24 protein-coding genes are annotated in these 23,826 nt (G+C 37.2%); 18 read left to right on the top strand and 6 right to left on the bottom strand.

The features are described 5' to 3' along the window. Nucleotides 1-8: 8 nt before the first annotated feature. From Q0X77_RS07105 to Q0X77_RS07095, 3 genes are read right to left on the bottom strand one after another with little or no spacing between them, the layout of a single operon-like run. Nucleotides 9-1,100, bottom strand: a complete 1,092-nt coding sequence (locus Q0X77_RS07105) for a hypothetical protein (protein ID WP_297795151.1) — start codon at nucleotides 1,098-1,100, stop codon at nucleotides 9-11. After that, nucleotides 1,081-1,641, bottom strand: a complete 561-nt coding sequence (locus Q0X77_RS07100) for a hypothetical protein (protein ID WP_297795149.1) — start codon at nucleotides 1,639-1,641, stop codon at nucleotides 1,081-1,083. The genes Q0X77_RS07105 and Q0X77_RS07100 overlap by 20 nt, the downstream gene beginning before the upstream one ends. A 2-nt stretch (nucleotides 1,642-1,643) precedes the next feature. Continuing rightward, nucleotides 1,644-2,195 carry an RNA polymerase sigma factor gene (locus Q0X77_RS07095; protein WP_297795146.1) on the bottom strand — a complete coding sequence of 184 codons (552 nt, stop codon included), beginning with the start codon at nucleotides 2,193-2,195 and terminating at the stop codon, nucleotides 1,644-1,646. A gap of 249 nt (nucleotides 2,196-2,444) precedes the next feature. Here Q0X77_RS07095 and lon point away from each other — a divergent pair, with 249 nt between their 5' ends. Both lon and cmk read left to right on the top strand, forming a co-directional pair. After that, nucleotides 2,445-4,862: an endopeptidase La gene (gene lon, locus Q0X77_RS07090; protein WP_297795143.1), complete on the top strand. Its 2,418-nt coding sequence runs from the start codon at nucleotides 2,445-2,447 to the stop codon at nucleotides 4,860-4,862. Nucleotides 4,863-4,958: 96 nt separating this feature from the next. Beyond that, a complete protein-coding gene (gene cmk, locus Q0X77_RS07085) occupies nucleotides 4,959-5,663 on the top strand; it encodes a (d)CMP kinase (RefSeq protein WP_297795141.1) in 705 nt (234 codons plus the stop codon). A 31-nt stretch (nucleotides 5,664-5,694) separates the two neighbouring features. Here the strand turns inward: cmk and Q0X77_RS07080 are convergent, their stop codons facing one another. Then, a complete protein-coding gene (locus Q0X77_RS07080; RefSeq protein WP_297795138.1) occupies nucleotides 5,695-6,075 on the bottom strand; it encodes a LysM peptidoglycan-binding domain-containing protein in 381 nt (126 codons plus the stop codon). A 261-nt stretch (nucleotides 6,076-6,336) separates the two neighbouring features. On the opposite strand from Q0X77_RS07080, the gene rpsA reads away from it, so the two are divergent. The 9 genes from rpsA (at nucleotide 6,337) to ppk1 (ending at nucleotide 14,931) form a co-directional block, all read left to right on the top strand. Next, complete coding sequence (rpsA, locus tag Q0X77_RS07075) at nucleotides 6,337-8,175, top strand: 30S ribosomal protein S1 (RefSeq protein WP_297795231.1); 1,839 nt, start codon at nucleotides 6,337-6,339, stop codon at nucleotides 8,173-8,175. Between the two features lie 187 nt (nucleotides 8,176-8,362). Continuing rightward, nucleotides 8,363-8,902, top strand: a complete 540-nt coding sequence (gene pyrR, locus Q0X77_RS07070) for a bifunctional pyr operon transcriptional regulator/uracil phosphoribosyltransferase PyrR (protein ID WP_297795135.1) — start codon at nucleotides 8,363-8,365, stop codon at nucleotides 8,900-8,902. Between the two features lie 7 nt (nucleotides 8,903-8,909). After that, complete coding sequence (locus tag Q0X77_RS07065) at nucleotides 8,910-9,836, top strand: aspartate carbamoyltransferase catalytic subunit (protein ID WP_297795132.1); 927 nt, start codon at nucleotides 8,910-8,912, stop codon at nucleotides 9,834-9,836. A 7-nt stretch (nucleotides 9,837-9,843) separates the two neighbouring features. Beyond that, nucleotides 9,844-10,176 carry a ribonuclease Z gene (locus Q0X77_RS07060; RefSeq protein WP_297795130.1) on the top strand — a complete coding sequence of 111 codons (333 nt, stop codon included), beginning with the start codon at nucleotides 9,844-9,846 and terminating at the stop codon, nucleotides 10,174-10,176. 3 nt (nucleotides 10,177-10,179) lie between these two features. Further along, the gene (locus tag Q0X77_RS07055) at nucleotides 10,180-10,659 is read left to right on the top strand and encodes a DUF3291 domain-containing protein (protein ID WP_297795127.1); all 480 of its coding nucleotides are present in this window, start codon (nucleotides 10,180-10,182) and stop codon (nucleotides 10,657-10,659) included. Further along, nucleotides 10,656-11,561 (top strand): ribonuclease Z, encoded by a 906-nt coding sequence (locus Q0X77_RS07050; protein WP_297795125.1) that lies wholly within the window; start codon nucleotides 10,656-10,658, stop codon nucleotides 11,559-11,561. The genes Q0X77_RS07055 and Q0X77_RS07050 overlap by 4 nt, the downstream gene beginning before the upstream one ends. A 128-nt stretch (nucleotides 11,562-11,689) precedes the next feature. After that, nucleotides 11,690-12,337, top strand: coding sequence for a pyridoxamine 5'-phosphate oxidase (gene pdxH / locus Q0X77_RS07045; RefSeq protein WP_297795122.1), 648 nt, complete (start codon nucleotides 11,690-11,692; stop codon nucleotides 12,335-12,337). A 12-nt stretch (nucleotides 12,338-12,349) separates the two neighbouring features. After that, nucleotides 12,350-12,835, top strand: coding sequence for a histidine phosphatase family protein (locus Q0X77_RS07040; RefSeq protein ID WP_297795119.1), 486 nt, complete (start codon nucleotides 12,350-12,352; stop codon nucleotides 12,833-12,835). Then, the gene (gene ppk1, locus Q0X77_RS07035; RefSeq protein ID WP_297795117.1) at nucleotides 12,835-14,931 is read left to right on the top strand and encodes a polyphosphate kinase 1; all 2,097 of its coding nucleotides are present in this window, start codon (nucleotides 12,835-12,837) and stop codon (nucleotides 14,929-14,931) included. The genes Q0X77_RS07040 and ppk1 overlap by 1 nt, the downstream gene beginning before the upstream one ends. A gap of 109 nt (nucleotides 14,932-15,040) precedes the next feature. Here the strand turns inward: ppk1 and Q0X77_RS07030 are convergent, their stop codons facing one another. Then, nucleotides 15,041-15,622 carry a tRNA-(ms[2]io[6]A)-hydroxylase gene (locus Q0X77_RS07030; RefSeq protein WP_297795114.1) on the bottom strand — a complete coding sequence of 194 codons (582 nt, stop codon included), beginning with the start codon at nucleotides 15,620-15,622 and terminating at the stop codon, nucleotides 15,041-15,043. Nucleotides 15,623-15,785: 163 nt separating this feature from the next. On the opposite strand from Q0X77_RS07030, the gene Q0X77_RS07025 reads away from it, so the two are divergent. From Q0X77_RS07025 to Q0X77_RS06995, 7 genes are read left to right on the top strand one after another with little or no spacing between them, the layout of a single operon-like run. Next, nucleotides 15,786-16,649, top strand: coding sequence for an EboA domain-containing protein (locus Q0X77_RS07025; RefSeq protein WP_297795111.1), 864 nt, complete (start codon nucleotides 15,786-15,788; stop codon nucleotides 16,647-16,649). Further along, a complete protein-coding gene (locus tag Q0X77_RS07020) occupies nucleotides 16,646-17,554 on the top strand; it encodes a TatD family hydrolase (protein WP_297795109.1) in 909 nt (302 codons plus the stop codon). The genes Q0X77_RS07025 and Q0X77_RS07020 overlap by 4 nt, the downstream gene beginning before the upstream one ends. Before the next feature lie 5 nt (nucleotides 17,555-17,559). Next, complete coding sequence (eboC, locus tag Q0X77_RS07015) at nucleotides 17,560-18,462, top strand: UbiA-like protein EboC (RefSeq protein ID WP_297795106.1); 903 nt, start codon at nucleotides 17,560-17,562, stop codon at nucleotides 18,460-18,462. 9 nt (nucleotides 18,463-18,471) lie between these two features. Next, nucleotides 18,472-19,638, top strand: coding sequence for a 3-dehydroquinate synthase (locus Q0X77_RS07010; RefSeq protein ID WP_297795103.1), 1,167 nt, complete (start codon nucleotides 18,472-18,474; stop codon nucleotides 19,636-19,638). Between the two features lie 3 nt (nucleotides 19,639-19,641). Beyond that, complete coding sequence (gene eboE, locus Q0X77_RS07005; RefSeq protein WP_297795100.1) at nucleotides 19,642-20,838, top strand: metabolite traffic protein EboE; 1,197 nt, start codon at nucleotides 19,642-19,644, stop codon at nucleotides 20,836-20,838. A gap of 3 nt (nucleotides 20,839-20,841) precedes the next feature. Next, nucleotides 20,842-22,215 carry an alkaline phosphatase family protein gene (locus Q0X77_RS07000; protein WP_297795097.1) on the top strand — a complete coding sequence of 458 codons (1,374 nt, stop codon included), beginning with the start codon at nucleotides 20,842-20,844 and terminating at the stop codon, nucleotides 22,213-22,215. Nucleotides 22,216-22,226: 11 nt separating this feature from the next. After that, nucleotides 22,227-22,586: a transmembrane 220 family protein gene (locus tag Q0X77_RS06995; RefSeq protein WP_297795094.1), complete on the top strand. Its 360-nt coding sequence runs from the start codon at nucleotides 22,227-22,229 to the stop codon at nucleotides 22,584-22,586. Here the strand turns inward: Q0X77_RS06995 and Q0X77_RS06990 are convergent. Then, nucleotides 22,575-23,826 (bottom strand): DNA polymerase III subunit gamma/tau (locus Q0X77_RS06990; RefSeq protein ID WP_297795091.1); only part of this gene is annotated, 1,252 nt, incomplete at its 5' end. The genes Q0X77_RS06995 and Q0X77_RS06990 overlap by 12 nt on opposite strands.

The following is a 23,826-nucleotide window of genomic DNA, read 5'->3' as shown; positions in this document are numbered from 1 at the left end:
GATGTCAGTTAATTTTTGCTAAACGAAATACTACCATAATCACTGGTTATGGAGATCATATTTTCACTACCCGCATTACCGTAAAACCCTTTGTAATAGCGCTCGTTGGATTTCTCTTTACTAATACTAATGTCAAAATCATCTTTCCCGCTAACACCGGCATATTCCGTAAAAATTTCAAAATTGAAATTATACATCGGGTCATAGCCTATTTTGATGCCTGTATAATCAGTTCGGATTGAAACATTACCTGCATCCTGAGCCATATTTGCTATAGCTACGGAACCATAATCAGCATTAATGTCTACATTTCCATGAATGGTACCTAACTTAACGTTTATATAATCGCCATTCCCCTCTACATTATTTGCTTCATCTACTTCCAATTTGCCATAATCGCTGGTATATTCTAAATTTTCCATTTCAACGATCGCAGCATTGGTATAATCGGCATTAATGTATAAATTTCCAGCTTTTTGAATTGTAAACCCAGAATAATCTGCAGAAATCTTAGCACTATTAACATATTCTATAGTGGATTTCGAGGTGTAATCGAATTTTAGCTCATTGTTCCTTCCACGCAGTTCGCCAATTTCTAATCTCCCATAATCGCAACTAATCTTCGCATGGCCATCAACCCGATCCAGCATAATATTCCCGTAGTCATTGTTTAGATGAACACTGTTTTTTACGGGGAGTTTGATAATATAGTTTATTTGCATGTTAACATTATTGCTTTTCCCCCAATTCCATCCCCAGCTTCCTTTGTTCTTATTGAATATCGTTTTAGCGGAAACCATAGAACTGCCTCCTTCAAAATCCACCGTTATTTTGTCAAGCTTTTCCTGAACTTTTGATTCATTATTACCGCTTGTTTTTATATGAACTTCTATCACCACTCTATTCTCGTTCCAGGAATTCAAGGTAAGATTTCCATAACTATTGCTGATTTTTAATAAGGCATCTGAATTAACATCGAATTCCTTTTTAATGGTTTTCTCCTTGGAATATTTGCCTTTTAATTTGCCATTGTTGGAAACGCCCACAATGGGTACTAAAAGAAGCGCAATTAATGTATATTTAAATAGTAATGTTTTCATTATCGAAAGTTTTATAGGTTTTAATATTTTCTATTTTGTCCATAACCTCTTGTATCAGATCTATCCGTGTTTGGAAATTTGTTATCATAGCACTCAGTATTAGCTTGCTATTTCCTCCATTAAGCAGATCTTGTTCAAGTTTCTTATAGTTTGTTTCCAGTTTATTTAATTGCACCATTGCGTCATCCACAATTTTTTTGGTTTCGGGTGTGTTTTCCTTCTCCAGTTCTTTAATTTGATCTTCTATAAGACTGGCAAAATAAAACTGGGTTTGTGAAACTTCCGGAGAAATTTCAGCAAGTTGTTCATCAATGGTTGGTTGATTGGTATAAAGCGATGCCCCTACCGCAAAAAGCAACATTATGGAAGCTGCTATCGATAATGGTCTCCACCAACTATTCTTTTTAGGGATTAGTCTTACGACACCATTTTCGCCGCTCAATTTCTTCAGGAATCTTTGCTCATGACCTGCCTCTGGTTCTTTTGTATCAAAAGCGCCTTCCAGGGATTTAAACATTTCCTCTATTTGATCGTCTTTCATAATTAAGCTTTTATCATTTTTTTTCTTAAACTTTCCTTTGCCCTTGATATTGTAGTTCTGCAATTCGCATAACTTATATCCATTATTGAACTAACCTCTTCATAATCATAACCTTCAATTAGATGTAAGGTCAAAGAAATTCTGTAATTGTCCTTTAATTGTTTCATGGTTTCCAGCACTTTTTGAGCCATTCGTTCTGTACTCTCATGATCCTCGGCAATTCCATCATTATCTTCGACCTTGTACAAAATGTCATCTAATCCTACCTCGTTTTTTTTCTTTTGTTTTCTGTAATGATAGATGCTTTTGTTTATAACGATGCGTTTTAACCACGCACCGAAAGTAACTTCCCCTTTAAACGTATGCAGTTTCGTAAACGCATTCAAAAACGATTCCTGCATAACATCTTCAGCTTCTGCACTGTCCTTTACAATCCTAAAGGCCGTATTATACATGGCTTTGTAATAACGGTTGTAAATTTCCATTTGTGCACTTTGCTTTCCTTCCAGACACAATTGTAACAAGGCTTCAGTATGTACTTTATTTTGGCTCAAAAAGTAAATGCTTTATATAATAGATTTCTTAATTTATGGAATGTTACACTTTTTTTAAAAAATATCCACTTGTTGGCACAAGAATTGTCCTAATGAATTGGAAAAGCGTATATCCATGGCCCATTATATTGAAGTTCATGGCCTTTACCAAAACTATACGCTAAAATAATAATGGAGAAACTGTCTGTGAATGACAGAATGACCGAATAAAATGATATGGGATATTTCAATTATTTAAATTTTGACAATATGACGCTACCAGGACTTGATGAAGATTCTGAATTAATACCATTATTAACTCCTGAAGATGAAGAGGAGATGAATAATGAAACCTTACCGGAAGTCCTGCCAATTTTACCTCTCAGAAACACAGTGTTATTTCCCGGGGTGGTAATACCCATTACAGCGGGAAGAGATACGTCAATAAATCTAATCAAAGATGCTAATAAGGGATCTAAGGTGATAGGTGTTGTTTCTCAAAAAGATGAGGATACCGAAAATCCGGGGATTAAGGATATTAATGTTCTTGGTACCGTTGCAAGAATCTTACGGGTTTTAAAAATGCCAGATGGTAATACCACGGTAATAATTCAGGGTAAAAAACGATTCGAGATTGCCGAAGTGCTCACGGAGGACCCTTATATGACGGCTACCATTCGTGAAGCGGAAGAAATAAGGCCTCAGGTTGGGGATCAGGAGTTTCTGGCAATTATTGATTCCATAAAGGAACTGGCCCTGAAAATCATTAAAAACAACCCCAATATTCCGAGTGAAGCTTCCTTTGCCATTAAGAATATTCAAAGCAATTCCTTCCTTATAAATTTTGTTTCTTCCAACCTTAACCTCGATGTAAAAGACAAGCAGGATTTGCTCGAAATTGGCAATTTGCAGGAGAGGGCATTGGCTACCTTGAAATATATGAATGTGGAATTTCAGAAACTGGAATTGCAGAAAGATATTCAATCCAAGGTGCGAAGTGATATGGATCAGCAACAACGGGAGTATTTTCTGCATCAGCAAATGAAAACCATTCAGGAAGAATTGGGAGGGGTGTCCTATGATGAGGAAATTCATGAAATGCAGGCCAAATCAAAACTCAAAAAATGGAGTAAGTCTGTGGGTGAACATTTTGAGAAAGAATTGGCGAAAATGCAACGCATGAACCCGCAGGTGGCGGAATATTCTATCCAAAGAAACTATTTGGATTTGTTCCTGGATTTGCCCTGGAACGAATATTCCAAAGATAAATTTGATCTTAAAAGAGCTCAGAAGATCCTGGATAGGGACCATTACGGACTGGAAGATGTTAAGCGAAGAATAATAGAATATTTAGCAGTATTAAAACTGCGTAATGATATGAAATCTCCCATCCTGTGTCTATATGGCCCTCCCGGTGTTGGAAAGACTTCATTGGGCAAATCTGTTGCCGAGGCTTTGGGCCGCGAATATGTGCGAATGTCCCTTGGTGGTCTCAGGGATGAAGCTGAGATTAGAGGACATCGCAAAACATATATTGGAGCTATGCCCGGTAGAATTCTGCAAAGCATAAAAAAAGCAGGTACCTCTAACCCGGTCTTTATTTTAGATGAAATAGACAAATTAGGGGCCAGCCATCAGGGTGATCCATCTTCGGCAATGTTGGAAGTACTCGATCCTGAACAAAACAGTGAATTCCATGACAATTTCCTTGAATTAGGTTATGATCTTTCGAAAGTGATGTTTATTGCTACCGCGAATAACCTGTCTGGCATACAACCGGCACTTCGCGATAGAATGGAGATTATTAATGTAACCGGCTATACCATCGAGGAAAAGGTTGAAATAGCTAAAAGACATTTATTACCGAAACAACTTAAAGAACATGGTCTCTCATCCAAAGATTTAAAAATTGGGAAGCGCCAGTTGGAAAAAATTGTTGAAGGCTATACCCGGGAATCAGGTGTTCGCGGACTGGAAAAACAAATAGCGAAAATGGTTCGATATGCGGCTAAATCAATAGCCGTGGATGAGTCGTACAATATAAAGATAACCAGCGAAGATGTCGAAAAAGTATTAGGTCCCCCCAGAATGGAACGCGACAAATATGAAAACAACGATATAGCTGGTGTTGTTACCGGTTTGGCCTGGACCAGTGTAGGCGGCGATATTCTATTTATAGAATCGATACTTTCAAAAGGGAAAGGTACGCTCAATATAACCGGTAACCTGGGTAAAGTGATGAAGGAATCTGCGACCATTGCCATGGAGTACATTAAGTCTAATGCTGAAAGTTTTGGAATAAATCCTGAAATTTTCGACAAATACAATGTGCATATTCATGTACCGGAGGGAGCCACACCAAAGGATGGTCCCAGCGCCGGTATTACAATGCTTACTTCGCTTGTATCCTTATTTGCTCAAAAGAAGGTCAAAAAAAGCCTGGCGATGACTGGTGAAATAACACTAAGAGGCAAGGTTTTACCTGTAGGAGGAATTAAAGAGAAAATTCTTGCCGCTAAGAGGGCCAGAATAAAAGAGATAATCCTATCTGAAGAAAACAGAAAAGATATCCTTGAAATTAAAGAAGAATATTTAAAAGGACTGACTTTTCACTATGTATCAGATATGAGTGAGGTAATAGATATAGCTATAACAGACCAGAAAGTAAAGAATGCTAAGAAATTGTAATCGCGATTAACAATAGCATATTGTTCCTGCGACTAAAAAATAATTTCTGGCAGAATTTTGGTTTAGCTGTAATTCATTTCTCTCTAATTTAAACTTATGAGAAAAATTATAATTGCAATTGACGGTTACTCTTCAACGGGGAAAAGTACCATAGCCAAAGAATTGGCCAGGGCTTTAAATTACGTTTATATAGATACAGGCGCCATGTATAGGGCGATTACTTTGTTTGCCATCCAGAACAAATGTATTATAGATAAAGAAATAGACGTTAAGAAACTTACCGGTCTGCTTTCAGAGGCGAAACTGGAATTTAAGTTTAATGAGGAATTGGGTTACTCGGAGATGTTCCTAAATGGGAAAAACGTTGAAAAAGAAATTAGAAGTATGAAGGTTTCTAAACAGGTCAGTAAAATCGCTGTAATCCCGGAGGTGCGTAAAAAATTAGTAAGCATGCAAAAAATAATGGGAAAGAAAAAGGGGATTGTTATGGATGGAAGGGACATAGGAACCGTAGTTTTTCCCAAGGCAGAATTGAAAATATTTATGACAGCTTCTCCGGATATCAGGGCAGCAAGGCGCTACAAAGAGTTAATTGCCAAAGGTGATAATGTGAGCTATGAGGAGGTTCTGAAAAATGTTCGTGAGCGTGATTATATAGATTCAAACAGGGCGATGTCACCTTTATTGAAAGCAGCTGATGCCCTAAACTTTGATAATAGTGATATGGGCCTGGAAGAACAGTTTGAAAGAATACATTACTATGCTTTACAGGTCATAGAAAAGCAAAAAAAGAACGCCTGAATAGCGTTCTTTTTTATTTGTTTATTGACAATTACAAATTAGGAATAATCAATACCTGATCTGGATGAATGATATCCGGATTTTTCAGGATATTGGTATTTGCACTAAAAATCTGTTTGTATTTCATTGGGTCACCATAATAGTGTTTAGCTATTTTGCTTAAAGATTCTCCGCTTTTTACTACATGACGATGATAAACAGAACTGTCACCTACTGTAATGTTGGCTTTTATATCAGAGGGATGTTCACCACCAATTTCTTTAATTTTGTCCCATAAAAGATCTTTTTCATATTGGGTATGCGCTTCTCCCTTAATCTTTAGAACACCTTCTGCTTCCGATACATTACCATCCTTAATTCCCAATTGTTCACCTAGATTTAAGACGTCCTGATATTTTCCTTTAACACTCATATATTTATATTTTTATAGTTACTAAATGCAACGACTAAGGTACAAAATACACATCGATTTTACACAGAATTATACAAATGTGTAGTCATAGGCCAAACCTTCGCAGTGACCACTTTGCAAAACAACATTTTAATTGTACTTTTGCACTCCTTTTTACAAATAATCAAGAGGAAAAGGAAGTACTAAAAAAATTCAAATAACAGCTTCTATAGGAATTGTGTAACTCTTGAAAGTACTATGGAATACAAATCAGATCAGCAGATGGCTGAAGAAAAAGCAACAACTGAGGTAGTAGATTCTACCGAAGTACAAGTAGAACAAAAAGTAGAGACTCCAAAGCAGGATCCAAAAGAATTTTTGGAAAATTTTAATTGGGAGAAATACGAAGAAGGTATCGAGCGAGTTGAAGACGCCAAGTTAGAAGAATTTGAAAAATTAGTTGCAGAGAACTTTGTAGATACTGCCGATGAAGAGGTAGTTGAAGGAGTCGTAACTCATTTGACAGACCGTGAGGCTATTATAGATATCAATGCCAAGTCTGAAGGTGTTATTTCACTTAATGAATTCCGATATAACCCGGACCTGAAGATTGGTGATAAAGTTGAAGTTCTTATAGATATTCGTGAAGATAAAAGCGGACAGTTGGTATTATCCCATAGAAAGGCCCGAACTATTATGGCCTGGGACAGGGTTAATGCAGCACATGATAAGGAAGAAGTAGTAACTGGTTTTGTGAAGTGCAGAACTAAGGGTGGTATGATTGTCGATGTTTTTGGAATTGAGGCATTCTTACCGGGATCACAGATCGATGTTAAACCTATTCGGGATTACGATCAATATGTAGGCAAGACCATGGAATTCAAAGTTGTTAAGATCAACCATGAATTCAAAAACGTCGTTGTCTCTCACAAAGCCTTGATTGAGGCGGATATAGAAGAGCAGAAGAAAGAGATTATCAGTCAGCTTGAAAAAGGACAGGTTCTCGAAGGTATTGTTAAGAACATTACTTCCTACGGTGTATTTATAGACTTGGGTGGTGTTGATGGTTTAGTTCATATAACGGATCTTTCATGGAGTAGAATCAATCATCCTAATGAAGTGGTTGAACTCGATCAGAAGCTCAATGTGGTTATTCTTGATTTTGATGACAATAAATCCAGAATACAATTGGGTCTGAAGCAATTAGAGAAACATCCATGGGATGCTCTTGGCGATGAAATTAAAATTGGTGATAAAGTAAAAGGTAAGGTGGTTGTAATCGCAGATTATGGGGCCTTCTTAGAAGTTGCTGAAGGAGTTGAAGGATTAATTCATGTTTCGGAAATGTCATGGTCAACACATTTAAGATCGGCACAGGACTTTGTAAAAGTTGGTGATGAACTCGAGGCGGTTGTATTAACGCTAGACAGGGAAGATCGTAAAATGTCTTTAGGAATTAAGCAACTTACTCCAGATCCATGGACAGATATTACTTCTAAATATCCTGTTGGTTCAAGACATAAAGGTATTGTCAGGAACTTTACCAATTTTGGGGTATTCGTTGAACTGGAAGAAGGAATTGATGGATTAATTTATATTTCAGACCTTTCATGGACTAAGAAAATAAAGCATCCTTCAGAATTTGTAACCGTTGGCGACACCTTGGAAGTGGAAGTATTGGAGCTTGATGTAGAAGGGCGTAAATTAAGTTTAGGTCACAAACAAACTACTGAAAATCCCTGGGATAAATATGAGAAGGAATTTGCTCTTGGTACAGTGCACAAAGCAGCAATCACCGAGATAGTTGATAAAGGAGCTGTGATAGATTTCAATGATGACATCACCGCGTTTATTCCTCAACGTCATATGGAAAAGGAAGATGGTAAAAAGCTGAATAAAGGTGAAGAGGCAGAATTTAAGATTATTGAATTTAACAAGGAATTCAAGCGGGTTGTAGTCAGTCACACTGCCATATTCAAAGAAGAAGAGCAACGCAATGTTAAAGTAGCTAAGAAGAAAGCTGCTGCAGCTGCAGAAGAGGCAAAACCAACCCTTGGTGATGCTAATGAGCAGTTACAGGCATTAAAAGACAAAATGGAAGCCGATAAGAAGAAAAAGTAGGTTTTCAAGAGTTCGGCTCTCTTATGAGATGTATTAAAAGTCCTGACAATTTAGTCAGGACTTTTTTATTTGGATGCATTATTCTCTAAAGATCTGCATCTGAAGACCTCGACAATATTTTAAACCATCATATTTATTAATCAGAAATCCCTATTTTTGTAATTGAAAAGTGTAGGTTATCTAGCCCATGAGTCAAAAAGTATTGCTTTCTTCTAAAGAGATTAACATTATACTGCACCGCCTGGCTTGTCAACTATTAGAACGTCATTTAGATTTTACAGAAACTGCATTAATTGGCTTGCAACCCAGGGGAGTTTTTGTCGCCGAACGTTTATCTAAAATTCTTAAGGAAGATTACGGGGTTAACCGAATAGACCTTGGCTTCCTGGATATTACTTTCTACAGAGATGATTTTAGGAGAGGAGATAAAACCCTTGAAGCAAGCAGTACCAATATTGATTTTTTAGTAGAAGGTAAAAAAGTGGTCCTGATAGATGATGTTCTCTATACCGGGCGAAGTATTCGTGCTGCACTTACAGCTATTCAATCCTTTGGAAGACCCAGGGAAATAGAATTATTAACGCTTATTGACAGGCGTTTTAGCAGGCACCTGCCCATACAGCCCAATTATCGGGGACGGCAGGTAGACGCAATAAATGAAGAGAAAGTAAAAGTAATGTGGAAAGAAAATGATGGAAAGGATATCATTTATCTCATAAGTAAATAGGGAAAATATGAGCGAACTGAGTGTTAAACACTTATTGGGAATTAAATATCTAAAAGAAAAGGATATTCAGCTCATATTTGAAACTGCAGATCATTTTAAAGAGGTCATTAACAGATCCATTAAAAAAGTCCCATCTCTCAGGGATATTACCATTGCCAATATTTTCTTCGAAAGCAGTACACGAACCAAGTTGTCTTTTGAGCTTGCTGAAAAGCGGTTATCTGCTGATGTGTTAAATTTCTCCGCCGCCCAATCATCTGTAAAAAAAGGTGAAACACTTATTGATACAGTGAATAATATTCTCTCTATGAAAGTGGATATGGTCGTAATGAGGCATCCAAGTCCTGGGGCAGGAATATTTCTTTCAAAGCATGTAAATGCATCAATAGTTAATGCCGGTGACGGGGCCCATGAACATCCTACCCAGGCATTATTGGATTCATATTCCATACGGGAAAAATTGGGCGATGTTTCAGGTAAAAACGTCGTAATTGTAGGCGATATTCTGCATTCCAGGGTGGCCTTATCAAACATTTTTGCCCTGAAATTACAAGGTGCAAATGTGAAAGTATGTGGCCCTAGAACCTTACTGCCTAAATACATAGAATCTTTAGGAATTGAAGTAGAGACCAATCTTATAAAGGCATTAAACTGGTGCGACGTAGCCAATATGTTGAGGATTCAGAACGAACGTCTGGATATCAGTTATTTTCCAACAACAAGGGAGTATACACAGCAATACGGAGTAAATAAAGTAATTCTGGATAACCTGGACAAGGAGATTGTAATTATGCATCCCGGACCCATTAACAGAGGGGTTGAGATAACGAGTGACGTGGCTGATTCCAAGCAATCCATAATTCTAAACCAGGTGGAAAATGGAGTAGCAATACGAATGGCCGTGATTTATTTATTAGCTTCTAAAATTAAATAAATACAAAATGATTTTTGATAAAGCAGGTAATACAACCATCGTATACCAGGAAAATATTTCCTTAAAAAAATTCATGGAAAACCTGAATAAATCTTATCAGAATATAAAAAACGACCATCTGATTATAAACTTGTTTTCGTTCTCTAATATCACATCAAATGATATCCTGGAATTTCTTCAGATATCAAATACACACAGGGCGGCCAATAAATCTTTCGTATTGGTAACAAATAAGGTGGAATATGATCAGGTGCCTGATGAAATCTGTCTGGTTCCAACAATCCGGGAAGCAAAGGATATTATTGAAATGGAAGAAATTGAACGAGACCTTGACTTGTAGTATATGAATTATAATCTTGCCCAAATTAATATTGCCCGTATGTTGGCTCCTCTGGACAGTGAAATCATGAAAGATTTTGTAAATAACCTGGACAGGATCAATCAATTAGCGGAAAAAAGTGAAGGCTTTATCTGGCGATTAATAGACGACAACAACGAATCGGCTGTAAAGGTATTTAATGATGATGAAATTGTTGTCAATATGTCGGTATGGACATCTATAGATGCCCTTTTTAATTTTACCTACAAGTCTGATCACAAAGATATATTCAAAAGGAGAAAGGAATGGTTCTCAGCTATGAAAGAAATGCATATGGCATGTTGGTATGTGCCGGTTGGTAAATATCCTACAGCGCAGGAAGCTAAAGATCGGCTTGACCACCTGAATAAATTTGGAGAAAGTTCCTATGCGTTTACTTTAAAGAGCAATTTTATGCCAGAAGAAGCCATCGAATATAAATTGGAAACCCGGAAACAAAAATGAAGCTGCATATTCTGGGTTGCTACGCAGCTACTCCAAGAACGTTGACCAATCCTACAGCCCAGGTGTTGGAAATAAAAAACCACCTGTTTCTAATAGATTGCGGTGAAGGAACACAGGTACAGTTGCGAAAGAATAAAATAAAATTCTCACGAATAACACATATTTTTATTTCACATTTGCATGGTGATCATTTTTTTGGTCTGCCGGGCCTTATATCCACATTTAGACTTTTGGGCAGGGAAAAGGAACTCCATATATATGGTCCTGAAGGAATAAAACAGGCTATTACATTGCTTTTGAAACTAGGGAATTCATATACGAATTATCAACTTATCTTTCATGAATTGAACTCCAGTGAACCTGAGCTGCTATTTGAAGACACTAAAGTTGAAGTAAGTACGCTACCCCTGGATCACAGGGTTTATACCAACGGGTTTTTGTTTCGCGAATTAACCGGAGAGCGTAAATTGAATGTTGAGGCAACCGCAAAATACAAAATTGACAAAGCTTATTTCAGCAGTATTAAACAGGGAAAGGATGTAAAACTGGAAGATGGCTCTATTATTTCTAACGCAGAGCTCAGTTTTGATCCCCCGCCACCAAAAAAATATGCTTATTGTAGCGATACTGCTTTTAACGAAAGTCTGATATCCTTAGTTGAAGGAGTAGACCTGCTATATCACGAATCTACTTTTTTGGAAACGGAACGGCATCTAGCCAAAAAGACAAAACATTCTACCGCAAAACAGGCAGCTACTATTGCACGTGATGCAAATGTGCATCAATTAATTCTTGGACATTTTTCTACGCGATATAAGTCTATAATGCCATTTAAGGAAGAAGCAATCCAGATTTTTAGCAATGTTGAATTAGCGGATGATGGCAAGACCTTTATACTCTGATAAATCAAACTTTGGGAGAGGATCCCAGCAGAATTTTATAATGGTAAACTTTGATATAAAATTTCAATAACGCTTCAATTTTATACATCTTTTCCCCAACTTTGTAGAACTAACAATTGTCGTTTATTATGCACAGAGATTTAGGAAATCATCGTAAATCATATAATAAAAAGTCTTTAACAGAAGATGCAATTTCTGATAATCCTATGGAGCTTTTTCAGAAATGGTATTATGAGGTTGAAGCATCACAAACTATCGATGAGCCAAACGCAATGACAATTTCGACATTGGGTTTGGATGGATTTCCAAAGAGCAGGGTGGTACTCCTTAAAAAATATACATTTGAGGGCTTTATTTTTTATTCCAATTACAACAGTGAAAAAGGCAAGGCAATCGAGGCTGTGCCAAGAGTTTGTTTATCATTTTTTTGGCCCATCATGGAACGTCAGATAATTATTAAAGGAACAGTTGAGAAAATAGCTAAAAATCTATCCGATGGATATTTTGAGTCCAGGCCGGAAGGTAGTAAATTGGGAGCTATTGTCTCAAATCAAAGTAGTGTAATACCTTCAAGAGAGGTTTTGGAAGTTGAATTAAAGAAACTGGAGAAAAAATATAAGGGTAAGGAAATTGAACGTCCCGATTATTGGGGAGGTTATCTGGTTAAGCCTGTTTCCATGGAATTTTGGCAGGGAAGAGATAATAGGCTTCACGACAGGATCCGATACACAATGCAATCAGATTATAACTGGAAAATAGAGCGACTTGCCCCTTAAAACTATTGAATTATGAAGACCGTTATTTTTGTAAGACATGGAAAATCTTCATGGAAATATGGGGTAGGCGATCAGGACCGGCCTCTGCAGGAAAGAGGAATTAATGATGCTTATTTGGTAAGTTCCGAGTTTAAAAGTTTGGCCAAAGACATAGATGCAGCCTATTCAAGTCCGGCGAATAGGGCACTGCATACCTGTATGATTTTTTTAAGAACTATTAATTTACCGCTGCAAGAATTGAAAATATCAGATCAATTATATGATTTTTCAGGAGAGTCCGTCATGTCTTTTGTAAAAAACCTTGATGACGACCTGAATAAGGTTATTATTTTCGGACACAATTACGCACTCACAAATATTGTAAATCAATGGGGTAACAGACCCATCGAAAACGTACCAACTTCAGCTTTGGTTCAGATTAACTTTGATGTCACCAACTGGCAATCAATTAATGAAGGTATTACCGAACACCTTTTTATCCCAAAACTTCTTAGATAATGATTAAATCTAAAGATCAATATATCAACAGGGAAATTAGCTGGTTGATGTTTAACGATCGTGTTTTACAGGAGAGTGCAGATAAAAATGTCCCTTTAATTGAAAGGCTTCGGTTTTTAGGTATATTTTCAAACAACCTGGATGAATTTTTTAAGGTGCGGTATGCCACGGTAAAAAGAATTGTCCTGGCAGGTAAAAAAGGTAAAAGCGTACTGGGGGGCGAAAAAGCAAAAGATCTGCTCGCTGAAATTACCAAGATTGTGATTAATCAGCAAAGTAAAAGCCTTGAAATACATAAAGATATTATAAAAGAATTGGAGTCTGAAGGCATCTTCCTGATAGATGAAACTGAGGTATCCGAAGCCCAGGCAGAGTTTGTTAAAAATTATTTCCTGGAAAAGGTTAGTCCACAGTTAATGACCATTGTCTTAAATGACCTTAATCAATTCCCTTTACTCAAAGACACGGAAGCATATCTGGCTGTGAAAATGATTTTAGCGCAACCAGAGGGTGATTTTAATGAAGAGGAGACGCCGAATAGATATGCCCTTATAGAAATTCCAAAAGGGGTAGAGCGTTTTGTAGTATTGCCGGCTGAAGAGAATCGAAATTACATTATTATTCTGGATGACCTGATCCGGTTTTGTTTGGATCGGATATTTCCAATGTTCGATTATGAGGCCATTTCTGCTCACATGATTAAAATCACAAGAGATGCAGAATTGGATATTGACAATGATTTAAGTAAGTCGTTCATTGAAAAAATATCATCGAGCGTTGAAGGTAGAAAAATTAGTGATCCTGTTCGTTTTGTATATGATAAAAGTATTGATGTGGATACGCTGGAATTTCTAAAAGGCAAAATGGGTATTGAAGATACTGATAGTGTAATTCCCGGTGGCCGCTATCACAATAGAAGGGACTATATGGGCTTTCCCAGTTTGGGAAGGCAAGATTTGATGTACGAGAAAATTACACCACTACCGGTTAAGGGGCTGAGTTTGGAAGGAAGTCTTTTGGAACGTATTGCGGAAAAAGACTACCTCATGTATGCTCCGTACCATACGTTTTCATACATAATAAAATTTCTCAGAGAGGCAGCACTCGACCCAAAAGTTAAAAGTATTAAGATCACTGTATATCGCCTTGCCAAAGATTCCCAGGTGGCAGCTTCTTTAATAAATGCTGTAAAGAATGGTAAGCAAGTGACCATGCAGATAGAGTTAAGAGCCCGTTTTGATGAGCAGGCCAATATCAATTATGCAGAAGAACTGCAGGCCGAAGGTGTAAAACTTATTTTTGGAGTACCCGGTTTAAAAGTGCATAGTAAGATATGTGTAATTGAAAGAGAAGAAGGAGATTTAATTAAACGATATGGCTTTGTTAGTACAGGAAATTTTAATGAATCTACTGCGAAGATTTATACAGATTATACCCTCTTTACAGCAAATGAATCCATTTTAAAAGAATTGAAGATTGTCTTTGATTTTTTTGAAACCACCTACAAGATTTATAAATATAAACATCTTGTTGTTTCCCCTCATTATACAAAGAGCATGTTTATCAAATTAATAGATGATGAGATAGAATCGGCAGCAAAGGGCCGCGAAGCTTACATAAAAATTAAGATGAATAGCTTTACTTCATATAAAATGGTGGATAAATTATATGAAGCGAGCAGAGCAGGCGTTAAAATACAACTTATAATCAGAGGGGTCTGTTGTCTTATTCCCGGAGTCAAAGGAATGAGTGAAAACATAGAAGCTATTAGTATTGTAGATAAGTTCTTGGAGCATCCAAGGGTATTTATTTTTGGTAATGAGGGAGATCCAAAAATCTATATCTCCTCTGCAGACTGGATGACGCGTAACTTGGATAATAGGGTAGAAGTAGGTTGTCCAATTTATGATAAAGATATTCAGCAAGAATTAATAGATACCTTTGAAATTTCATGGAACGATAATGTAAAAGCCCGCATTTTTAACGAAGAGCAGAACAATATTTACAGGAAAAATGATAAACCACAACTACGCTCGCAATTCGCAATTTATGACTATTACCTTAAGAAATTAAATGAGAAGAATATTGAAAATTAAATAGACAAAAAGATAAAACTTTGTATGATTCGTTCAATAGCCGAAGTATTTTATTTAGCATTTAAATGAAGCACCGGGCAATATCTAAGCGGTGTAAGTATCTTCTGCACTACCCGTGAACAGTTTCTTTTTTACTTAATCCCTTCATAATCTCTGCTTCATATTCCAAAAGCTCTTGCCACTTTTTATCTACTTCCTCCTTTTGACCATATTTTCTGGCAAATTTTAAAAACATAGTGTAATGTCCGGCCTCACTTACCATGAGTTTATGATAAAAATCTGCTAGCTCCCTATCTTCCAGTTCCTCAGAAAGCAACCTAAAACGCTCACAACTGCGGGCTTCTATTAAGGCGGCATACAACAGACGATGCACGAGCTGAGTTGTTCGGTTTCCTCCTTTTGGAAAAAATTTTAAAAGTTGAAGGGCGTATTCATCCTTGCGTTGCCTTCCAAGGGTTTTACCACGGGCAATGATCCTATCATGAACCATTTTAAAATGTCCCATTTCTTCCCTGGATAGGGCTGTCATTTCCTGTACAAGCTCCGGATACTCCGGAAAAGTTATAATAAGTGAAATAGCCGTACTGGCTGCTTTTTGCTCACAATAGGCATGATCAGTTAGAATTTCATCTATATTCTTCTCCACAATATTTACCCATCGGGGATCTGTTGGTAGTTTAAGTCCTAACATACTTGAAATTTTTGCTAATTTAAAAAGAACCTTCGAGACATGTACAATGATTCCTAAAACTATAGGCATCAATTAATAGGAAGGTTTGTTGTTATCTTAATATATTTGTTGGTTAAAAGAAATTTCCATTGTCCATTTCCTTGATTATTTGTAATTGAAACTTATGCAAAATTTGGATACGTCTGATCAGTTATCTAAAATTCTGAAAGATGATGTCAGTGCAGAGACATTTAACTGGATTAATAAAAGCTTAGATGAAGTAATTAGCAAAAAATCTGCTAAAGATCTATATCTTACCTATAGCTTAATTGCCGGTAAGATTACCCCTGGAACAGAACCAAAAATCTCTGGCATAGATAAAGAATTGGCCGATTACCTCAGGATACAAAATGCTACTGTATTGCAGATAAGCCGAATTTATATTCTTTGTCGGGTGCTTCAGGCTGATAGGGCATATTTTTCAGCCAAGGTAGCCAATCTAATACAAGTTGCGGATACCAGCGAGCTAGAAACCTTTTTGAAGTTTTTAATACTTTTACCACATGCTGAAGACTATAAACAGGTAGGTGTTGAAGCCTTGCGAACAAATATTGAGATTATCTTTGATGCTATTGCATTGAACAATCCGTATCCTTCACAACACTTCAATAATCAGCAATGGAACCAGATGTATTTAAAAGCTGCATTTATGCAACGTAAGTTGGAAAATATTGTTGATGTGGACAAGATGGCCAACAGTGATCTGGCAAGGATTATTTCTGATTATGCACATGAACGCTGGGCGGCCTCCAGAGATATTGACCCGGTATTTTGGCGTCCGGCAACAAATTTTATTGAAGGTGTCTTATTAGAGGATATGGATCATCTGTTCAGGAGTAAAAATAAAGCTGAAAATCTGGCGGCAGCCCTTTGTTGTTTCAACTCCCAGCAAAAGGAGGCCACCAAACTATTGGATAAATATCCGGATTTATTAGAAAAAGTTGCGAATAAGGCTGTTAGCTGGGAAAATTTAAAAAATAAGCTATGAAAGAAAAAATGATGATTATTGATCCTCATATCCATATGACATCAAGAACAACAGATGACTATGAAGCTATGTCGGAGGCGGGAATTGTTGCGGTGATTGAACCTTCTTTTTGGTTGGGCCAACCGCGAACACAGGTTGGATCATTTCAAGATTACTATAGTAGCCTTGTTGGATGGGAACCTTTCCGGGCCAGTCAGTTTGGGATAAAGCATTATTGTACAATAGGTTTGAATTCAAAAGAGGCCAATAATGAAGCTCTTGCCGAGCAGGTAATGGAGCTTTTACCACTATATCTTCATAAAGAAAATGTGGTTGCTATTGGCGAAATTGGCTATGATGATCAAACTCCGGCTGAGGATAAATATTTTCGGGAACAATTGGAATTGGCAAAAGAACTAAACATGACTGTTCAGGTTCACACGCCGCACAGAGATAAAAAAACAGGTACAATCAGGAGTATGGAAGTGTGCATTGAGCATGGACTTGATCCCGCCAATGTCATTATAGATCATAATAATGAAGAAACAGTAAAAGAAGTATTGGATAGAGGATTTATAGCTGCTTTTACCATATATCCTAAAACCAAAATGGGTAATGAACGTATGGTGGAGGTAGTGCGCCATTACGGCAGTACAAATATCATTGTTGATAGTTCGGCAGACTGGGGCGTTAGCGATCCGCTTGCGGTGCCAAAAACAGCATCTCTTATGCTTAAAAGAGGGATTGCCCGTGAAGATGTCATAAAAACCTGTTATCAAAATGCGCTGGATGCTTTCAGTAAAAATGGCAAAATGAAGGAATCAGACTGGTTAAATCCTCAGGGGATAAATCAATCCATACTTTATAATGATAACAGTGTTTTAAGAGGTCAGGAACCAAGGGTAGACTCAGATCAAATCCAATAAATAGCATGAATAAGGTTGTCTGGGGTTACTTAAAGCTAACAAGGCCTGCAAATCTACCCACCGCCATGGCCGATATATTGGCCGGTTGCAGTATTTCTGGATTTGCAATCTTAAGTTCCTCGGGAAACTTCATAAATGCTCCTGATTACCCAAACGTAGTCCTACTTATTTTCGCATCAATTTTTCTTTATGCAGGAGGCGTTGTTCTCAATGATGTATTTGATTTGGAAATAGACCGGGTAGAAAGGCCGGAAAGGCCCATTCCAAAAGGTATAGTTTCTCAAAAAGGAGCATCAGTCTTTGGGGCATGCTTACTCATTTCAGGGATTTTAATATCGTTTTTTGTAAACTACCTCAGCGGAGATGTTGCTTTGATTCTTGCATTATCTATCCTGGTATATAATAGCTTCTCTAAAAAATTCCAGTTTCTTGGACCATTTAATATGGGGCTTTGCAGGGCATTAAACCTCGTTTTGGGGATGTCTGTATTTGGTGAAATATCTCATTGGATGTATGGCGCGATTCCCCTTTTATATATTTTTGCAATTACGTTAATAAGCAGGGGAGAGGTTTACGGGCAAAACAAAAAGCATATCATTTGGGCAGGTCTTTTATATGCCGTAGTTATTTTGGCCGTTCTGATGATAACACCTGATATTCAGAGGCAATGGATTGTTCTATTTCCTTTTCTTACTTTATTTGTTTTTCTGATTTATAGTTCATTGATTAAAGCTTATAAGGTAAATTCCCCTGAAAACATTAAAAAGGCTGTGGTAAGTGGTGTACTTTCAATTATTGTTTTGGATGCCTCTATCACTGCAGCATTTGATAGTTGGCAGTTTGGGCTTATTGTTTTACTATTGCTACCACTGTCATTTATACTCGCTAAGATATTTGCGGTAACCTAATTTAAAAGTATGCAATTTAAACCCATAGAGCAGTCTTTTGCCGTAAACTTCAATTATAGTTTGCACTTTACGAATGAAGTGTTTGGCAGCAGCAATAGCCTGTTCGCGGAAATCATCAAATCCTATAAACCAAATAATCAGGTAAAACTCCTTTTTGTTATAGATGATGGCGTGCTAAGAAATCATTCATATTTACTGGAGAATATTAAGAGTTATTGCCTTAATTATAGCAAACAATTAATATTTACGGAAAGTCTGTTAATCCCTGGTGGTGAGGCGGCCAAAAACAATTACGATAATGTAAATAGCATTATAGGGGCCATTGACAAAAATGCCATTTGCAGACACTCTTTTATTGTGGTTATTGGGGGCGGTGCCGTTATTGATATGGCGGGCTATGCCGCATCAATTGCACATAGGGGGGTTAAACTCATCCGAATACCTACCACGGTTCTTTCACAAAATGATGCTGCAATTGGAGTAAAGAATGGGATTAATGCCCATGGCAAGAAGAATTTCATTGGTACATTTGCTACACCCTATGCGGTCATTAATGACCAAAAATTTCTGACAACCCTCGAACAACGAGATTGGATTGCCGGGGTGGCCGAGGCAATAAAGGTAGCCCTGATTAAAGATAAATCCTTCTTTACGGAAATCAAGAAGAATGCTGTCCTTTTGAAAGAACGAAATATGGAGGCAATGCTTCATTCAATTTATCGATGTGCAGAAATGCATATGGACCATATTGCTCAAAATGGTGACCCATTTGAGAATGGGTCTTCCAGGCCACTGGATTTTGGTCATTGGTCCGCACATAAGTTAGAACAGATGAGTAATTATACGATGAGACATGGGGAAGCCGTGGCAAAGGGGATGGCAATCGATTTAACTTATGCATGTATCTTAGAGTATATTTCTTCAGATGTTTTAGATGAAATATTGGGCGTACTTATTAATATAGGCTTCGACTTATCCATTCCGGTATCCGGGAATAAAGAGATGAATGAGTTATTAAATGGAATCGAGGAATTTCGTGAGCATTTAGGAGGTGAATTAACGATTACAATGATAAACGAAATTGGACAGAAATTTGACATTCATGAAATTAATCTCGAATTAATGACCGATGCGATAAACTCCCTGAATAAAAAATTTAAAATTAATGCGGCATAAATTATGTTTATCGAAGATAAATACCATCTTACATATTGTACCAATATTCATCCTGGTCAGGACTGGATAAATACGTTCAATAGTTTAAAGAAATACCTGCCGGTAATAAAAAATAAACTAGCCAAAGATCAGCCACTTGGAGTTGGTTTACGTTTATCCAATAAGGCTAGTGAAGAACTTTCAGAAGATGGCAATCTGCCAATATTTAAAAAATGGCTTGTTCAAAATGGCCTCTATGTTTTCACTATGAATGGTTTTCCCTATGGTAATTTTCATAATGAAGCGGTCAAGGACAAAGTTCATGAACCCGATTGGACAACTAAGGAAAGAGTCCAATATACCATAAGGTTATTTGAGCAATTGGCTTACTTGTTGCCCGATGGTATTTCTGGTGGTATTTCCACCTCACCAATTAGTTACCGGCATTGGCATAAGAGTGCCTCCGAGAAAAAGGCAGTCATGGAGAAGGGAGCACTGCACCTAACACAGGTAATACTAAACCTTTACAAACTGGAAGAGGATACATCAAAATACCTTCATCTTGATATTGAACCGGAACCCGATGGTATGCTGGAGAATACGGAAGATGTGCTGGGGTTTTACAGCAACTTTCTTTTGCCCATCGCGATTAAGGAAATCGCAGATTCTCTTGGCGTCAGCGAGGAAAAGGCGAGGGATATAGTTCTCCGCTATTGCACACTTTGTTATGATATCTGTCATTTTTCTCTTGCTTATGAGGAACCTGCTTATACTTTTAAAAAATTAAGGGATGCCGGAATTAAGATTGGGAAAATTCAGGTAAGTGCGGCTTTGAAAATAAAATTTGAAACACAGGATAAGGATGAAATATGGAAATCATTAGCGCAGTTCGATGAGCCTACCTATCTGCATCAGGTAACTGAAAAAACAGACGATGGTGTTAAGACATATAATGATTTGCCTGTTGTTCTTGAGAATAAAACTGATGTAAAGGAACTAAGAGCTCACTTTCATGTACCCATTTTTCTCGAATCCTTCGACCGGCTTTATTCTACCCAGGATCATATACTAAAGGTAATTTCTATTCTGAAGAGTGATATGGTTTCAGAACATCTTGAAATTGAGACATATACCTGGGATGTACTGCCCAATTCACTTAAAAAGGAACTATCTGAGTCCATAATTAGGGAAATGAACTGGTTTAAAGATAAACTGCATTAGGGTATGAATAAAACGGTTGTAATTAATGTTGTTGGTTTAACAAAAAGACTTATTGGTGGGGATACGCCTTTTATTCAATCTTTCTTGGAAAAAGGGACCTCTGCAAACATCAAACCGGTTTTACCTGCCGTTACTTGTACTTCTCAGACGACTTATCTCACCGGTAAATTGCCATCAGAACACGGGATTGTTGGAAATGGCTGGTACTTTAAGGATGAATGCGAAGTTAAATTTTGGAGGCAATCCAATAAACTTATCCAGGGCGACAAATTATGGGATGAGATGAAGCAATTGGACAGTAATTTCACTTGTGCAAATCTCTTCTGGTGGTATAATATGTATTCGACGACTAATTATAGTGTTACACCTCGTCCGAACTATCTGGCCGACGGTAGAAAAATCCCGGATGTTTATTCCAACCCACCAGAATTAAGAGACCATTTACAAAAAGAACTGGGCACTTTCCCATTATTTAATTTTTGGGGGCCTAAAACTTCAATAAAGTCCAGTCAATGGATAGCAGAAGCGGCAATCAAAACTGACCGCTTGTACGATCCTACCCTTACATTGATATACCTTCCGCATTTGGATTATAATCTGCAGCGATACGGTATAGACTTCAAAATGATCGGGAAAGACCTGAAAGAAGTTGATGAGGTTGTAAAAACCTTGGTGACTCATTATGATCAAGGTAATACAAATATCGTTTTGCTCTCTGAATATGGCATAACTAATGTGAACAATCCAATTCACATTAACCGCATTCTCAGATCCAAGGGTTTTATCAGTATTAGAGAAGAAAGAGGTCTTGAACTTTTGGATGCGGGAGCCAGCAGAGCTTTTGCAGTGGCCGATCACCAGATAGCCCACATTTATCTAAATGACCCAACTATAAAGGATGAAGTAAAGGGCTTATTAAAAGGAATTGACGGAATTGAAAGGGTATTATCAGATAATGAATTGAAAGAGTTTCATTTGAATCATGAAAGGAGTGGCGATTTACTTTTGATAGCAGATAAAAATTCATGGTTTACCTATTACTTTTGGTTAGATGACACAAAAGCACCGGACTATGCCAGAATGGTTGATATCCACAAAAAGCCCGGTTATGACCCCGTTGAAATGTTAACAGACCCCAAGGACAAGTTTGTGATGTTTAAAGTGATTTTGAAACTCTTAAAAAAGAAACTGGGGTTTAGAACTGTTATGAATATAATACCTTTAAAGGCAGATCTGATAAAGGGTTCTCACGGCAGGATTCCGGAAGATCCTTTGGATTACCCGGTATATATTACAAATAGTCTGGGGGGATTAGATGAGGAAATAATAGAGTCTACAGGGGTCTATCCGCTTATAGTTCAGCAGTTAACCAATTAACATCTTTTAATATGAAAAATCTGTTTAAATTTCTTTCTCTGTTATTCACTATTTTATTCGTCTGGGCGGCTTATGTTCAGTACAATGATCCGGATGCTTTGTTATGGTACGCCATTTATGGTGTGGCTGCAGCGGCATCTTTGTTATTTTATTTGGGTAAATTGAATTTTACAGGAGCCATAATTTTGAGTGGTATCTATTTGGTAGGGATTTTCATTTTATGGCCGGATAAGTTTGAAGGTGTTACTATTGGCAACGGAGATATTGATAATATTGAAAGGGGAAGAGAGTCTTTGGGCCTGCTTATTGTAGCGATCGTGATGCTGATTTATGCTCTCCGGTTACTGTGGGTAAAGAAATCAAAGGTCTAAATCGAATTCCTTTCTCAAGAGGTCAATTGCGGGGTTAATCTCCCTCAACTTTTGGTATTTCTCTTCCGGTGTGTACGCAAATTTTTTAGCAATTTCCTCATTAACGGTTATTTTCAATTCAATGCTATAATTGTTGAGTTGTTTTTGGAGGTATGACAAAAGATGGTATTGTTCCCTTTCAATTTCTTTTTTCATTGTACTATTTGGCAACTCGATCCAAATGGTAGTATTATCAATTATTTTTGGCCGATCCGAACTGAGATTTGAGGCCATAATCTTTTTGCCTGTTTCGTCCAGTTTGTGAACATATGCTTCCCAATTTTTGATCAATTCATCTTTCGTAAAAGGTTCCTGAGGTAAGTTGTCTTCATCTATGACAACTTCGATCTTTTTCAGCTGATGTTCTTTTTTCGCCTTTAAACTAGATAATGAAAGCCCCGAAACTCTTTTGGATCGCTCTTTAATATTAATCTTCTTCTTTGGATCGGATATCAATACATCTTCAGATATAACTTGCGTCAAGGGCTCTGAATCAATTCTTTCCGCTTCAGTAACTTCGGCTTCTTCATTGCTATAGACTTTCTCTTCATGAGATATACTAGTATTGATCTGCTCTGAAGGTATTTGTGATGCAATACTTGCTGTGGGTTCATTGGCCGGTAGAGTATCAATAAAATAAGAGGTGGGAATTAATTGGATTTCACGATCCCATGTGCCATCTAAGTTTTTAAGATTTTTTTTTTCACCATTAAAATCTATGGAAGCCAATTTCATTAAGGTTAATTCAACCAGCAATCTGTGGTTTTTGCTGGCCTTGTAATTAAGATCACACTCATTTGCCAGTGCAATACCTTCTAATAAAAAAGATTCAGAAGTTTTTTTGGATTGTTCTAGGTATTGTTTTTTAGCTTTTTCACCAACCTCTAATAATTCAATAGTTTCTTCATGTCTGCAAACGAGTAGATCCCTGAAATGAGAAGCCAGGCCGCTGATAAAATGATGGCCTTCAAAACCTTTTGCCAAAGTTTGATTGAATAAAACTAATAATTGTGGAATATTATGTTCAAGAATTAGATCAGTTGTCGCAAAATATGTATCGTAATCCAGGACATTCAAATTCTCAGTTACAGCTGCCCTGGTAAGTTTATTTCCGGAGAAGCTGACTACACGGTCAAAAATAGACAAGGCATCTCTCATGGCGCCGTCTGCCTTTTGGGCTATAATATGCAGGGCATCATCT

Origin of the sequence: uncultured Eudoraea sp. (assembly GCF_947258925.1) — a bacterium.
Lineage (GTDB): Bacteria > Bacteroidota > Bacteroidia > Flavobacteriales > Flavobacteriaceae > Eudoraea.
Note: the sequence above shows the minus strand (reverse complement) of the source record. Positions and strands in the feature narration are given on the sequence as shown.